Here is a 15,089-nt window from a genome sequence, read left to right on the forward strand (position 1 = left end):
GGGGTGGGGGCAACTCGGCCCGCGCTCCGCCCGCCCCACGGAACGGGAGTTCCGGATGACCACCTCACCGCCCCGGCCGCCCCGCTCGCGGGGGCCGCGCATCGGCCTGCTGGGTTCCTACGGCGGCTACAACATCGGCGACGAAGCCATCCTCCAGTGCGTCCTCGGCTGTCTGCGGTCCCACCGGCCGCGGGCCCGCCTGATCGTCTTCAGCCGCGACGCCGAGCACACCCGGGCGCACCAGCCGGCGGCCGACGAGGTGGTGGACTGGGAAGGCGTGCCGCAGAAGCAGGTGACCGACGTGCTCGCCGGCCTGGACCTGCTGGTCCTCGGGGGCGGCGGCATCCTCTACGACGGCGAGGCGCGCCGCTATCTGAAGCTGGTCCGCGCGGCCCAGGTGCGGGGCGTGCGCACGTTCGCCTACGCGGTCGGCGCGGGCCCGCTGCGCGAGAGCGACGACCGGGAGGCCGTACGCACCGTGCTGGCGGACATGGACGAGGTGGTGGTGCGCGACCAGGAGTCCCGGCTGGTCCTGGAGGAGGTGGGCGTCGAACGGGACCTGGTGGTCACCGCCGATCCGGCGCTGCTGCTGCCGCCGGAGCCGTTCACCGCCGAGATGATGCGGCAGGAGGGGGTGCCGGCGAACGCGCGGCTGGTCGGGATGTCGGTGCGCGAGCCGGGCAGGGCGGCGGAGAAGCTGGACGAGGGCGACTACCACGCGCTGCTCGCGGACGTCGCCGACTTCCTGGTGCGCCGTCTGGACGCACATGTGGTGTTCATGCCGATGGAGCGCCACGACGTCCGGCACGCGCACGCCGTGCTCTCCCGGATGACCGCCCCCGACCGGGGACGGATCCTGCACAGCGCGTACACGCCGGGGCAGGTGCTGGGCCTGATGAGCCATCTGGACCTGGTGGTCGGCATGCGCCTGCACTTCCTGATCTTCGCGGCGGTCTCGGGGCTGCCCGTGCTGCCGCTGCCGTACGCCGGGAAGGTGTTCGACTTCGCGCGCCGGCTGGGCGCCCCGGCGCTGGTCGGTGTGGCGCGCGAGCAGGTCGGGCTGCTGCTGGCGGAGGTGGACCGGCTGTGGGACGAGTTCCCGCAGCGCCGGGTGGACCTCACCGCCCGGGTCCGGGAGCTGCGGGAACTCGCCTCCGAGACCTGCGCCCGCTGCGGGGCCCTGCTCGACGCCATGGACCGCGACGCCCAGGGCCGGGGCGGCTCGGATGACCTGAACCGGGGCCCCGCGGGCGGGGAGGACTCCGACCGGACGGACCGGCGCCACACGGGCGCGGGCGGCATGGACCCGCTGGAGCCGGGCGGCATGGGCCGGGAGGGCGCGGGGCCGGCGGATCCGGCGGGTCCGCTCGCCGGCCCCGGGGCGCCGGGGCCGCACGGCCTGCGTCTGCTCGGTGCGGGACCCGGGGACGGCACGGTACCCAGCCACGGTGCCGGTCAGGAGGCGTGATGCCCGTCCTGCACCGGCCCGAGGAGCCGCGCACCGTCACCGTCCCCGCCCGCCCGGCGCTGCACGCGGGACGCACGGACGTGCTCGTGGTGGGCGGCGGGCCCGCGGGCACGGCGGCGGCGTACGCGGCGGCCGACGCGGGCGCCGGCGTGATCCTCGTGGAGCGCTACGCCTTCCTCGGCGGCAACGCCACCGTCGCCCTGGTGATGCCGCTGATGTCCTTCCACAACGAGCACCGGCAGGCGGTGTTCGCCGAGGACGGCGCCGGGGACCGGCTGCTGCCCACCGACCACGGGGAGGGCGAGCCGGTGGTCGCCGGGTTCCTGTGGCGTCTGCTGAACCGGCTCACCGCGTGCGGGGGCTGTGTGCCGCCGTCCCTGGAGACCGGCTACACCGTCCCGTTCGACCCGGAACTGTTCAAGCTGGTCCTGCTCGACCTGCTGGACGAGGCCGGGGTGCGGATGCTGTTCCACTCCTTCGCGTCGGCCGCGCTGCCGCTCGAGGACGGCTGGCGGGTGGTGTTCGAGACCAAGTCGGGGCCGGTGGTGATCGACGCGGACGTGGTCGTGGACGGCACGGGCGACGGTGACGTGGCCGCCTCCTGCGGGGCGCCGTTCGAGGTGGGGCGCCAGGAGGACGGGCGGGTCCAGCCGATGACCCTGATGTTCCGCGTCGCGGACTTCGCGCGGCCCCGGTTCGCCGAGTACGTCCGGGCCCACCCCGACCAGTGGCGGGGCGTGCACGGACTGTGGGACCTCGTCCGCGAGGCCACCGAGGCGGGCGAGCTGCGCCTGCCGCGCGAGGACATGCTGTTCTTCGGCACCCCGCACCCGCACGAACTCTCCGTCAACAGCACACGGGTCACCGGCGCCCTGGGCATCGACGTGTGGGACCTGAGCCGTGCCGAGTGGACGGCCCGGCGGCAGATGGCCGAGATCGACCGGTTCCTGCGCTCGCGGGTGCCGGGGTTCGAGGAGTCGTACGCCGTGCAGAGCGGAACCCAGATCGGGGTGCGCGAGACCCGCCGCGTCCTCGGGGACTACCGGCTGACCGGCTACGACATCCTGGACGCCCGCGCCTTCCCGGACGTGGTCGCGCACGGCGCCTACCCCATCGACATCCACAACCCGGAGGGCAGCGGCACCGTCATCCGGCGCGTGCCCCGGGGGCGCTTCTACGACATCCCGCTGCGCTGTCTGCTGCCCGCCGGGACGGAGCGGCTGCTCGTGGCCGGGCGCTGCATCTCCGGCTCGCACGTCGCGCACTCGTCGTACCGGGTGATGCCCATCGCCATGGCCACCGGACAGGTCGCCGGGGTCTGCGCCGCGCTGGCCACCCGGCTGGGGCGGACCCCGCGGGAGGTGCCCTACGCTCTGGTCCAGCAGGAGCTGGGCCGCCAGGGCGCCCGGCTGCGGACGGCCGCCCCCGGAACCCTCCCGACGGGTGAAACCAGCCGGGCGGAGAAATAATGTGTGTGAGGCTTCGGAAGCCGGGTACACGCTGCGAAGCCCGCCCCTGCGTAACGGGGCGGTCACGTCCGGCAGAGAAAAACAGGCTGAGAGGGAGGGCCGCACGATGGCGGTGACCACGGAGGCGAAGGCTACGGGTGCTCGGACGGAGCTGCCGGAGGTGCCCGATCCTTCCCAGGTCGCACCGACCGACGCGCGCGCCCTGTCGCGGGTGTTCTTCGACCGGCTCGCCCACCTGGAAGAGGGCACGCACGAATACCAGTACGCCCGCAACACGCTGATCGAGATGAACATGTCCCTCGTGCGGTACGCGGCGGGCCGCTTCCGCAGCCGGGGTCCGCAGGAGATGGAGGACATCGTCCAGGTCGGCATGATCGGCCTGATCAAGGCGATCGACCGGTTCGAGCTGTCCCGCGAGGTGGAGTTCACCTCCTTCGCGGTGCCCTACATCGTCGGCGAGATCAAGCGTTTCTTCCGCGACACGACCTGGGCGGTGCACGTGCCGCGCCGGCTCCAGGAGGCCCGGGTCGAGCTGGCCAAGGCCACGGAGGAGCTGAGCAGCCGCCTCGGGCGCAAGCCCACCACCAAGGAGCTGGCGGAGCTGATGAACCTGCCCGAGCAGGAGGTAATCGACGCCCGCGTCGCCTCCAACGGGTACACCTCCGCGTCCCTGGACGCCGCCGTCAGCGGCAGCGAGGACGGCGAGAGCGTCCTGGCCGACTTCATCGGCGCCGAGGACATGAGCATGGAACTGGTGGAGGACCTGCACAGTCTCGCTCCGCTGCTGGCGGAGCTGGACGAGCGGGACCGGCAGATCATCCACATGCGGTTCGTCGAGGAACTCACCCAGGCGCAGATCGGCGAGCGGCTCGGGATCTCCCAGATGCACGTGTCCCGTCTGCTCAACCGGCTGCTGGGCCGGCTGCGGCAGGGACTGCTGACGGTGCGCTGACGCGGCGCGGCGCCGCTGCGAACGGGTGCGAGCGGGCAGAGCGGACAGATCACAGGGGCCGGGTGCCACCTCCCTCCGGGAGGGTGGCACCCGGCCCCTCGCGTCGCGGCGGCGGACCGGTCAGCGGGTCACCGTGTGCCGCTCGTCGGGCACGCAGTGGGTCATGGTCAGGCCCTCCACGTCGCGCGGCGGGTTCTTGCCCAGGGTGGCGAGCCGTTTGCGGTCCTCGTCGGTGAGGTCCTGGCCCGCCAGCGGCTCCAGCCCTGCCACGTCCTCGGCCGAGATGCCGAGACCCTCACCGATCTTCAGCCCCAGGTCGTTCTCCACCAGCAGGAAGTGCCACACCATGCGCTCCTGCACCGGGCGGTCGCACCGGGACAGCTGACCGACGAGGTTCTTCACGAGGTCGTCGCGCTCCCACTGCTCCATGAGCAGGTAACGCTGGCCGGCCTGGAGGTAGTCGTTGGCGCGCGGGATGCGCGCCCGGGTCAGCCGGCCGCGGATCTCGGGCCCCTGCTCCTCGTGCGCCGGGTACGTGCCCTCCCGCAGGCCTCCGGTGATGGACGGCTCGTAGTTGACGATCGGGTTCGCCCCGCCGCCGTCGATGTGGTACGTCATCTGCCCGTCGCGCTGGTTGGTGCGCACCTGGGCGTGCTTCGGCTGGTTGACCGGCAGCTGGAGGTAGTTGGGGCCGACCCGGTAGCGCTGGGTGTCGCTGTAGGAGAAGGTGCGGCCGACCAGCATCTTGTCGTCGGAGAAGTCCAGGCCGTCGACGAGGACGCCGGTGCCGAAGGAGATCTGCTCGTTCTCGGCGAAGAAGTCCTGCGGCATCCGGTCGAGCACCATCCGGCCCACGGCCCGGGGCGGGAAGTCCTGCTCGGGCCAGGTCTTGGTGTCGTCCAGCGGGTCGAAGTCCAGCTCGGGGTGGTCGTGGTCGTCCATCATCTGCACGAGCAGCTCCCACTCGGGGTACTCGCCGCGTCCGATCGCCTCGTACAGGTCCTTGGTCGCGTGGCCGAGGGAGTGCGCCTGGACGTCGGCCGCGTCCTCCTCGGTCATGCTGCGCACGCCCTGCTTGGGCATCCAGTGGTACTTCACCAGGACCGTGCGGCCCTCGTCGTTGACCCACTTGTAGGTGTTGACGCCGAAGCCCTGCATGTGGCGGTAGTCGGCGGGGATCCCGCGCGGGCTGAAGAGGTTGACCAGCATGTGCATGGACTCGGGCGTCTGCGACATGAAGTCGAAGATCCGCCGGGGCTGCTGCTCGAAGGTCACCGGGTCGGGCTTGAGGGCGTGGATGACGTCGGGGAACTTGATGGCGTCCCGGATGAAGAAGACGCCGAGGTTGTTGCCGACGAGGTCCCAGTTGCCGTCCTCGGTGTAGAACTTCACCGCGAAGCCGCGCGGGTCGCGGGCGGCCTCGGAGGAGTCCCGGCCGCCGATGACCGTGGAGAAGCGCACGGCGACGTCGGTGCGCTTGCCGCGTTCCTGGAAGAGCGCGGCCCGCGTGAAACGGCCGATCGGCTCGTCGCCCCAGGCGCCGTACGCCTCGAAGTAGCCGTAGGCGGTGACGCCGCGGGCGTGCACGACCCGCTCCGGGATGCGCTCGCGGTCGAAGTGGCTGATCTTCTCCAGGAACTGGTAGTTCTCCAGCGTGGCCGGGCCGCGGGCGCCGACGGTCCGCTGGTTCTGGTTGTCGTAGACGGGATGGCCCTACCGGTTGGTGAGGACCTTCCGGTCGTCGCCCGGGGCGGGCCCCTTGCTGGATGCGTCCGTCATGCCCGTGGACTCCTTCGACGTCGACTCGAGACCGCGTCGCGGAGCGGACCGGGCTAGGAAGACCCGTCCGGCACTGCGGGCGGCGGCCCGGACACGCACCGACGGATACCCGGCTTGCCCGCATCCACGCGGCTAAGCCCACTTTCGCACCGTTGTGCCTGCCGCACGGCCGGTGTTAGCCCGTTCGCCGCGCCGCCCGCCCGGCCCGTCGCCCCACCGGGGCACGGCGCCCCGTCCGCGTGGGCCCGGCCGCCCGGGTCAGCCGTCCGCGGGGCCCGGCGCGCCGCGGCCGGCCGGGCTGGCGGCATCTCCGGACGGGGACTCGCCGGCCAGGGTCTGCTGTGCGTGCGGGACGACCCGGATCAGCCGCAGGACACCCCAGACGATGAGCCCGGCGCCCGCCAGTTCGGGCAGGAGCCACACTCCCGTGCGGATGTGCTCGCCGAACAGGGTGACGCCCAGCAGCAGGCTCACCGTCGCGTCGCCGATGGTCAGCGCGGGCTGGGAGGCCGCCAGCGAACCGGCCTGCAGCGCGTTCTCCAGGAGCAGGAGCGAACTGACCCCGACGACGGCGAACCCGTAGGTCTGCCAGGTGGCGAGGAACGCGGCGAAGCCGTCGGCTTCCAGGATGCCGCTGGCCGACTTCAGCATGGCGGCCGTGAGCGCGTTGCCGACGGCCGCGGCGGCGGCCAGGACGGCGGCCCGCAGCAGCGGGGAGCGCCGGGCGCGGGCCAGTACGACCGCGCCCGCCATCGCGCCCAGGCAGGCGATCAGCGCGGGAACCCAGCGCACCATGGGGGCCTGGTCGTGCGAGCCGGAGGGCGCGGCCGAGACCAGGACGAGCGCCAGCCCGCCGACCACCGCCGCCACCGCCCACCAGCCCGCGGCGGGCAGGCCGCGGCGCATGAGGGAGCCGGCGATGAGCAGGGCGAAGGGCAGCTCCATGATGAACAGCGGCTGCACCAGCGCCATCGGCCCGTTGACCAGGGCGAGCGCCTGGAACATGGCGGAGGCGATCACCCCGCAGATGCCGGCCAGCCACACCGGCCGCCGGGCCAGGGCGAGGAGCAGCCGCAGGCCGCCGCCGGTGGGCACGGTGGAGGCGGCCTTCCGCTGGAAGGCGGTGCCCACGGCGTTGCTCGCGGCGCCCATGACGGCGAAGAACACGGCCAGCCCGATCACAGGTCCACCATGCCCGACGGACGGCCTCCCGTCCTGCCGCGGCGCCTACGACCACCCATCAACGCACCTTGGCCTTCCCATAAGCCGCCCTTATGACCTCATAGACCGGACCCGTGTACTCACTTAGGCTTGCCTTAGCTTAGGGTTGCCGTCGAGTCGTCGTTTCACCGCTCGAAGGGAACCTGATCATGCCGCGCCCCCTGCGGGTAGCCATCGTCGGTGCCGGCCCCGCCGGTATCTACGCCGCCGACGCCCTGCTCAAGTCCGGCGTGGCCGCCGAGCCTGGCGTGTCCATCGACCTCTTCGAACGGATGCCGGCGCCGTTCGGCCTGATCCGTTACGGCGTCGCCCCCGACCACCCCCGGATCAAGGGCATCGTCACGGCGCTCCACCAGGTGCTGGACAAGCCGCAGATCCGTCTGTTCGGCAACGTCGACTACCCCGGCGACATCAGCCTGGACGACCTGCGCGCCTTCTACGACGCGGTGATCTTCTCCACCGGCGCCACCGCCGACCGGGCGCTGTCCATACCCGGCATCGACCTGGACGGCTCCTACGGCGCCGCCGACTTCGTCTCCTGGTACGACGGCCACCCGGACGTGCCGCGCACCTGGCCCCTGGAGGCGGAGAAGGTCGCCGTCCTCGGTGTCGGCAATGTCGCCCTCGACGTGGCCCGGATCCTCGCCAAGACCGCCGACGAGCTGCTGCCGACGGAGATCCCGCCGAACGTGTACGACGGCCTGAAGGCCAACAAGGCGCTGGAGATCCACGTGTTCGGCCGGCGCGGCCCGGCGCAGGCGAAGTTCAGCCCGATGGAGCTGCGCGAGCTGGACCACTCCCCCAACATCGAGGTCATCGTCGACCCCGAGGACATCGACTACGACGAGGGCTCCATCGCCACCCGGCGCGGCAACAAGCAGGCCGACATGGTCGCCAAGACGCTGGAGAACTGGGCCATCCGCGACGTCGGCGACCGTCCGCACAAGCTGTTCCTGCACTTCTTCGAGTCCCCGGCGGAGATCCTCGGTGAGGACGGCAGGGTGACCGGGCTGCGCACCGAGCGCACCGAACTCGACGGCACCGGCAACGTCAAGGGCACGGGCGCCTTCAAGGACTGGGACGTCACGGCCGTCTACCGTGCGGTGGGCTACCTCTCCGACCGGCTGCCGAAGCTGCCCTGGGACGACGATTCGGGCACCGTCCCGGACGAGGGCGGCCGGATCATCGGCGAGACCGGCGAGCACGTGCAGTCGGCGTACGTGACCGGCTGGATCCGGCGCGGCCCGGTGGGTCTGATCGGCCACACCAAGGGCGACGCCAACGAGACGGTCGCCAACCTGCTGGACGACTACGCGGCCGGCCGGCTGCACACCCCCGCCTCGCCCCAGCCGGAGGCCGTGGACGCCTTCCTCGCCGAGCACGACGTCCGCTTCACCACCTGGGAGGGCTGGTACCGCCTCGACGCCGCGGAGAAGGCCCTGGGCGAACCGCAGGGCCGGGAGCGCGTGAAGATCGTCGAGCGGGAGGACATGCTGAAGGCGAGCGGCGCCTAGGACGCTTCCCCGGGCCGCGACGACGGCGGGAAGCGCCCCCGGCGCCCGCTGCCCGGACACGGACACGGACACGGACACGAACGAGCCGTGCCACCCTTCGCGGTGGCACGGCTCGTTCGTCAGGCGCGCCCCGGGAGGCCGGGGCGCACCGCTCCGCGCTGGGGAGCGGTCACTTGTTCGCGCACGCGTTCCCGGCTGCGGGGTTGAGCAGACCGATCACGTTGATCGAGTTGCCGCACACGTTCAGGTCGAGGTCGATGGGGACCTGGATGACATTGCCGGAGAGCACACCGGGGCTGTTGGCCGCGACGCCTTCCGCGCCGGCGTCGGCAGCGGCGGTGCCCGCGCACGTCATCAGGGCCGCGCCCGCCAGGACCGCGGCGGCCGTCATTCGGATCCTCATGGAGAACTCCTGTCGTTCGAAGTGGTACGTGCCTCCACAGTGAGGGCGTCCGGCGGCCCGGGGCAGGAGGCGGCGGCCGAACGGAGTAGCCACGTCAGCCTCCCCGGGTGCGGGTTGGGCCGAACGAGGCGGAGAAGCGGGCGCCCGCACCGCCCCGGCGCCGCACTCCTGGCACCGGCGCCCACCGCTTTCGCCCCGCCGCGTCAACGTCGCGCCCCCGCCCGCCGCCGGCGCCGCGGCTGTCCGGCGCGGGACGGGCAGCGCGGGGAGGCGGCCGCGCGCGGGGGGGCTGACCTCCGGTGGAGCCGTTCGCGGGGGGCCGGGCGGCGCCGGGCGGGACGTGGGCGCCGCACCGGTCGCGGGCCCCGCCGCACCGATCATGATCCGCAGCGGTGATACTGGGGAGCGAACGCCGTCCCCGCCCGCAGATTGGCCCATGTCGAACTCTTCCGCCTCCCGCCCCGCGGCGCCGGCCACCGTCTGGTGCGCCCGCGGCCGCCACCCCGGCCCTGCCGCCGCGGACACCGTGCGGCGCCACCTGGAGAAGCTCACGGCCGACGGCGTCCTGCACAGCCACGCCGAACCGGACGACGTCGACCGGTCGCGCGAGCACGTCTTCGAGGCCCGCTGGCTCGCCCCCGGCGAGGTGACCGTGCGGGCCCGCCTGGCGCTGTCGCCCCTGCGCGGCGCCCCCGAGGAACAGCAGTGGGTGCTGGTGGCGGAGGCGGAGCAGCCGTGGGACCCGCGGTGGCCCTCGCCCGTCACCATGTTCTGGCCGCAGGAGCGCGGCGCGGACGGCTGGGCCCACGAGGCCGTCACCGGGCTGCGGCTGGGGGACGTCAACCCGCTGCCCGAGGACGACAAGGAACTCCGGCGCGTCCTGCGGCACGCGGTGCGCGACACGTGGTGCGTCCACCTGGTCGTGCACGAGGCCATGACGCCCGACGAGCGCGGCCGGTCGGCGCTGGTGCGGCTGCTGCCCGACGGGCTGCGGCACCGGGTGGTGGAACACCGCGCCGCCCCGCAGCGGCTGCGGGCCGTCAACTGGGTGCTGGACGACTACGGGTCCCGGGTCCCCCGCGGTGGCGCCGTCGTCCTGCCCGGGGCTCCGGCGGCCCCCGGCTACGACGCGGAGCGGTTCTCCGTGCGCAGCGTCTTCCTCGACGGCAACGAACCCGTGGAGGTCCTCGACGCCGTCCGGCGTTTCGACGCGCTGCCCAGGCCGCTGCCGGAGGGCGGTGACCAGGCGCTCACCGCGTTGCGGGAGCAGTGGCACCTGATGACCCTCGAGGAGCAGCTCGTCCACGCCCGCGAGCTGGTCGCCATGTACGCCGAGGCCCTCGACGCGATGACGAAGTCCCGGGACCTGTACCGCGACGCGGCCGAGCGGGCCAACGAGGCCCTCGCCGTCTACCGCGAGTCGGCCGGCGAGAACGCCCCGCCGGGCCGCCGACCGTCCGGCCCCTCCGGCCGCTCACCGTTCCAGCACCTGGCGCGTGGCCTCGAACGGCTGAAGGGATCCGCCCTGTCCCGGCGCGCGGACGCCGCCACGCAGACCACGCCTCCCGGGTCGACACCCCTCGCGGCCCCGACCGGACAGGGCGCCGCCGCCGCACCGGACGCGGCCCCCGCCCGGGACGGGGACGCCCCGCCGCCCGACGGGACCGGCGAGGGCCCGAGCCAGGACTGACTCCGCGCTGCGGGTCCCGGCGACCCCGGCGCCTCACCTCCGCTCCCCCGCCCGGTCAACCGCCGAACACCACCCCGACCCAGAACGGGGACGTCCCGCCGCCCGACCGGACCGGGGAGGACCCGAGCCGGAACTCCCTCCGCGCTGCGGGTCCCGGCGGTCCCCGCGCCTCACCTCCGCACCTCCACCCGATCACCCGCCGAACACCACCCCGACCCAGAACGGGAGCGTCCCGCCGCCCGACCGGACCGGGGAGGACCCGAGCCGGAACTGCCTCCGCGCTGCGGGTCCCGGCGGCCCCGGCGCCGTACCTCCGCACCCACCCCCGACCGATCGCCCCAGCCCCCCGCTCTGGCGGCACGCACGTACGGGCGGGTCCGGGCGGCAACCGCGGCCCGGCCGGGGACGCTCCGGCGCCCCGGGACGGCCGGGGTGGACCGGCGTCGGACGGTGCGGTCCGGCGTCGCTGCCGCGTCGTCCGGCGTGCCGGAACGTGTGAGGTGCCGCAGTCTGGATACGCGGTCCGCACGGCACCGGCGCCCTCGGCCCACCCCCTCGGCACCGTGTGCCCGCCGGCGTGTGCCCACCGGCACCGCGCCCCGTCCGCAGCGGGCGCTCCCGCGCCCCTTCGTGCCCCGCCCGTCCGGGAGGTCATCCAGGTCATGGAAAGCGGCCACCACACCGGCCACCGTTCCGGAACGACGCTCCGGGTCAACGGCAAGCCCCACACCCTCGAACTGGACCACCGCCGGGTCCTGCTGGACGTCCTGCGCGAGGATCTCGATCTCACCGGCGCCAAGAAGGGCTGCGACCACGGCCAGTGCGGTGCGTGCACGGTCCTGGTCGACGGGCGCCGCGCGAACAGCTGCCTGCTGCTCGCCGTCGCCCTGGACGGCTGCGAGGTGACGACCGTCGAAGGTCTGGCCGGCGACGGCGAGGAACTGCACCCGCTGCAACGGGCCTTCCTGGACCGGGACGCCTTCCAGTGCGGGTACTGCACGCCGGGGCAGCTCTGCTCCGCCGTCGGCGCCCTGGCCGAGGCGGCGGCCGGTCACCCCTCCCACGTCACCGACCCCGCCGTGCCCTCCGGCCGTCCCGTGCCGCTGGACGCCGAGGAGATCCGGGAGCGGATGAGCGGCAACCTGTGCCGCTGCGGCGCCTATCCGCGCATCGTCGAGGCCGTGGAGGACATCGTCCCGTGAAACCCTTCGGCTACCTGCGGGCGGGCAGCGCGGACGAGGCGGCGGAGGCGTTCGCCGCCCACCCCGGCGCCCGCTACCTCGGCGGCGGCACCAACCTGGTCGACCTGATGAAGCTGGGCGTGGAACGGCCGGACTTCCTCGTCGACGTCTCCCGGCTGCCGCTGGACTCGGTGGAGGAACTGCCCGACGGCTCGCTGCGGGTGGGCGCCACCGTCCGCAACAGCGACCTGGCGGCCCATCCCCTGGTCCGCGACCGGTACCCGGCACTGTCCCAGGCGCTGCTCGCGGGCGCCTCCGGTCAGCTGCGCAACACGGCGACGACCGGCGGCAACCTGTTGCAGCGCACCCGCTGCCCGTACTTCCAGGACCTGTCCAAGCCGTGCAACAAGCGGCGGCCGGGCAGCGGCTGCGGCGCCCTGGAGAGCGAGCACCGCGACCACGCGGTGCTGGGCTACTCCGAGCGGTGCATCGCCACCAACCCGTCGGACATGGCCGTGGCGCTGGCCGCCCTGGACGCACGGGTGGAGCTGTACGGGCGGGAGGGCGCCCGCAGTCTCCCGGTCTCGGAGTTCCACCGGCTGCCCGGGGACCACCCGGAGCGGGACACCGAGATCCGTCCCGGCGAACTGATCACCGCAGTGGTGCTCCCGGCGGCGACCGCGCATCTGCCGTCGGCCTACCGCAAGGCACGCGACCGGGCGTCGTACGCGTTCGCGCTGGCGTCGGTCGCGGTGGTGCTGCGGGTGGCGGAGGGCACCGTGACGCAGGCGGGCATCGCCTTCGGCGCGCTGGCCCACCGCCCCTGGCGGGCGCGCCGCACCGAGGAGGCGCTGGTGGGCGGCCCGGCCACCGCGGCGGCGTTCGCGGACGCGGTCGACCTGGAACTGGCCGCGGCCAGGCCGCTGCGGGACAACGCCTACAAGGTGCCCCTCGCCCGCAACCTCGCCGTGGACATCCTCACCCGGCTCGCCGCGCCCGCCACGGTCTGAGCGGCCCCGGGCCACCCGCCACGGCCGGAGAACCCGGACCGCCCGCCACGGCCGGTCGGACCCCGCCGGCCCCCCCGCCACGGCGGAGCCGAGGTCTCCGCCCCCGCCCCGGCGGGTCCGGGGTCTCCGGCCGTCCGCCACAGCCGGTCCGGGGCCGCCGCCCCCGCCACGGCCGGGCCCACCGGGCCCGGCTCCCGCACCGCACCTGTCAGTCCCGACCGTCATGTCACAGGAGGACTCCATGGCCGGCACCGGTACCGCGCTGGGCGCTCCCGTCGAGCGCCGCGAAGGGCGCCTGAAGGTCACCGGCGGTGCCCGCTACGCCGCCGAGCACCCGCTGCCGGGACGGGTCCACGGCTGGCCCGTGCCCGCGGCCGTCGCCCGGGGCCGGGTCACGGCGGTCGACGCCACGGCCGCGCTGGCCCTGCCCGGCGTCCTGGCCGTGCTCACCCCCGAGAACGCACCCCGCCTCGCCGAGCCGGAGGACGCGGCGCTCGCCGTGCTGCAGGGACCCGGTGTGCCGCACCGGGGCTGGATCGTCGCCCTCGCCGTGGCGGAGTCGCCGGAGGCGGCGCGGGCCGCCGCGCGGGCGGTCCGCGTCACGTACGAGCGGGAGGACCACGACGTCACCCTGACGGTGAACCACCCGGGGATCTACGAACCGAAGACCGCGAACGGCGGCTTCCCCGGCCGCCGTGAACACGGCCATCCGGAGAGCGCCTTCGCCTCCTCGCCCGTACGGGTCGACGTCACCTACCGGGTGCCGCCGCTGCACAACCATCCGATGGAGCCGCACACCAGCACGGCTCACTGGGACGGCGACCGGCTGATCGTGCACACGTCGAGCCAGGGCAGCACCGCCGTACGCGACACACTCGCCCAGATGTTCGAGGTGTCCGAGGACCGGATCACCGTCGTCGCCGACCACGTGGGCGGCGGCTTCGGGTCCAAGGGCACCGCGCGCCCCGACGTGGTGCTCGCCGTGATGGCCGCCCGGGTGACCGGACGGCCCGTCACCGTGGCGCTGCCACGGCGGCTCCTGCCCTCGGTCGTCGGGCACCGGGCGCCCACCCTGAACCGGCTCCGCCTGGGCGCGGAGCGCGACGGCCGCCTGACCTCCCTCACCCACGTCGCCACCACCCACACCTCGCGCGTCAAGGAGTTCGTGGAGCAGGCGGCGGTCCCCGCCCGCGTCATGTACGCCGCGCCGCAGAGTCTCACCACGCACCGCGTGGTTCCCCTGGACGTGCCCTCCCCGTCCTGGATGCGCGCGCCCGGCGAGGCGCCCGGCATGTACGCCCTGGAGTCGGCCCTGGACGAACTGGCCACCGAGCTGGGCATGGACCCGGTGGAGCTGCGGGTGCGCAACGAGCCGGACCGGGAGCCGGACAGCGGCAAGCCCTTCAGCAGCAGGCACCTCGTGGAGTGTCTGCGCGAGGGCGCCCGCCGGTTCGACTGGGCGCGGCGCGATCCGCGGCCCGGGTCACGTCGCGAGGGCCCCCTGCTGGTCGGCACGGGCGTCGCCGCCGCCACCTACCCGGTGTACGTGCAGCCGTCCGCCGCGCAGGCGCGGGCGCTGCCCGACGGCACGTTCGTGGTCGGGATCAACGCCACCGACATCGGCACCGGGGCCCGTACGGTCCTGGCGCAGGTGGCGGCGGACGCGCTCGGCGTGCCGCTGGAGTCGGTGCGCACCGAGGTGGGCGACAGCGACCTGCCGCCGGCGTCACTGGCCGGTGGCTCCTCGGGGACCGCGTCGTGGGGGTGGGCCGTGCACGAGGCGTGCACCCGGCTGGCGGCGCGCCTGGCCGACCACGCCGGGCCCCCGCCCGGATCGGGGCTCAGCGCCCGGGCGGACACCACCGGGCAGGCCGACGCGGAGAGTTCCTACGCGCGCCACGCGTTCGGGGCGCACTTCGCGGAGGTCACCGTCGACACGGTGACGGGCGAGGTCCGGGTGCGCCGGATGCTCGGCGTCTTCGCCGCGGGGCGGATCCTCAACGCCCGCACCGCGCGCTCCCAGTTCATCGGCGGCATGACCATGGGGCTCGGCATGGCGCTGACCGAGGGCAGCACCATGGATCCCGTGTTCGGTGACTTCGTCGAGTCCGACCTGGCGTCGTACCACGTGCCGACGCACGCCGACGTCCCGCGCGTGGAGGCGCACTGGATCGACGAGAGCGACACCCGGCTCAACCCGATGGGGAGCAAGGGGATCGGTGAGATCGGCATCGTGGGCAGCGCCGCCGCCGTCGGCAACGCCGTCCACCACGCGACGGGGGTCCGCTTCCGGGAACTGCCGCTGACCCCGGACAAATCGCCCTTGAACGATCGAATCGGTGGGCCGGGCCTTGCCCGTCCGGCCCACCGGGAAGGAACGCCTGTGGACGAATCTACGTCTC

Annotated in this window: 10 protein-coding genes and 1 pseudogene; 8 read left to right on the plus strand and 3 right to left on the minus strand. The window is 74.0% G+C overall.

Annotated elements, in window-relative coordinates:
* Positions 1–55 precede the first annotated feature (55 nt).
* The 3 genes from ABZ719_RS33855 to ABZ719_RS33865 all read left to right on the plus strand — a co-directional run bounded on the left by ABZ719_RS33855 (position 56) and on the right by ABZ719_RS33865 (position 3,889).
* Positions 56–1,468 carry a polysaccharide pyruvyl transferase family protein gene (locus ABZ719_RS33855; RefSeq protein WP_366728993.1) on the plus strand — a complete coding sequence of 471 codons (1,413 nt, stop codon included), beginning with the start codon at positions 56–58 and terminating at the stop codon, positions 1,466–1,468.
* Positions 1,468–2,937, plus strand: a complete 1,470-nt coding sequence (locus tag ABZ719_RS33860; RefSeq protein ID WP_366728994.1) for an FAD-dependent oxidoreductase — start codon at positions 1,468–1,470, stop codon at positions 2,935–2,937. The genes ABZ719_RS33855 and ABZ719_RS33860 overlap by 1 nt, the downstream gene beginning before the upstream one ends.
* Positions 2,938–3,043: 106 nt before the next feature.
* Positions 3,044–3,889 carry an RNA polymerase sigma factor SigF gene (locus ABZ719_RS33865; RefSeq protein WP_037852345.1) on the plus strand — a complete coding sequence of 282 codons (846 nt, stop codon included), beginning with the start codon at positions 3,044–3,046 and terminating at the stop codon, positions 3,887–3,889.
* Positions 3,890–4,009: 120 nt separating this feature from the next.
* Here the strand turns inward: ABZ719_RS33865 and ABZ719_RS33870 are convergent.
* Positions 4,010–5,668 (minus strand): annotated as a pseudogene (locus ABZ719_RS33870) (catalase).
* Between the two features lie 258 nt (positions 5,669–5,926).
* Positions 5,927–6,850, minus strand: a complete 924-nt coding sequence (locus tag ABZ719_RS33875; protein ID WP_366728995.1) for a DMT family transporter — start codon at positions 6,848–6,850, stop codon at positions 5,927–5,929.
* A 188-nt stretch (positions 6,851–7,038) separates the two neighbouring features.
* Between ABZ719_RS33875 and ABZ719_RS33880 the strand changes: the two genes are divergently transcribed.
* The gene (locus ABZ719_RS33880) at positions 7,039–8,403 is read left to right on the plus strand and encodes an FAD-dependent oxidoreductase (protein WP_366728996.1); all 1,365 of its coding nucleotides are present in this window, start codon (positions 7,039–7,041) and stop codon (positions 8,401–8,403) included.
* Between the two features lie 169 nt (positions 8,404–8,572).
* Here ABZ719_RS33880 and ABZ719_RS33885 read toward each other — a convergent pair whose 3' ends face one another.
* Positions 8,573–8,806 (minus strand): chaplin, encoded by a 234-nt coding sequence (locus tag ABZ719_RS33885; RefSeq protein WP_366728997.1) that lies wholly within the window; start codon positions 8,804–8,806, stop codon positions 8,573–8,575.
* 436 nt (positions 8,807–9,242) lie between these two features.
* Between ABZ719_RS33885 and ABZ719_RS33890 the strand changes: the two genes are divergently transcribed.
* From ABZ719_RS33890 to ABZ719_RS33905, 4 genes are all read left to right on the plus strand, one after another.
* The gene (locus ABZ719_RS33890) at positions 9,243–10,496 is read left to right on the plus strand and encodes a hypothetical protein (RefSeq protein ID WP_366728998.1); all 1,254 of its coding nucleotides are present in this window, start codon (positions 9,243–9,245) and stop codon (positions 10,494–10,496) included.
* A gap of 662 nt (positions 10,497–11,158) precedes the next feature.
* Positions 11,159–11,698 (plus strand): 2Fe-2S iron-sulfur cluster-binding protein, encoded by a 540-nt coding sequence (locus tag ABZ719_RS33895; RefSeq protein ID WP_366728999.1) that lies wholly within the window; start codon positions 11,159–11,161, stop codon positions 11,696–11,698.
* Complete coding sequence (locus tag ABZ719_RS33900) at positions 11,695–12,687, plus strand: xanthine dehydrogenase family protein subunit M (RefSeq protein ID WP_366729000.1); 993 nt, start codon at positions 11,695–11,697, stop codon at positions 12,685–12,687. Before ABZ719_RS33895 ends, ABZ719_RS33900 begins: the two co-directional genes overlap by 4 nt.
* A gap of 241 nt (positions 12,688–12,928) precedes the next feature.
* On the plus strand, positions 12,929–15,089 hold a 2,161-nt coding region (locus ABZ719_RS33905), incomplete at its 3' end, for a xanthine dehydrogenase family protein molybdopterin-binding subunit (RefSeq protein WP_366729001.1).

Source organism: Streptomyces sp. NPDC006743 (assembly GCF_040703815.1).
Classification (GTDB): domain Bacteria; phylum Actinomycetota; class Actinomycetes; order Streptomycetales; family Streptomycetaceae; genus Streptomyces.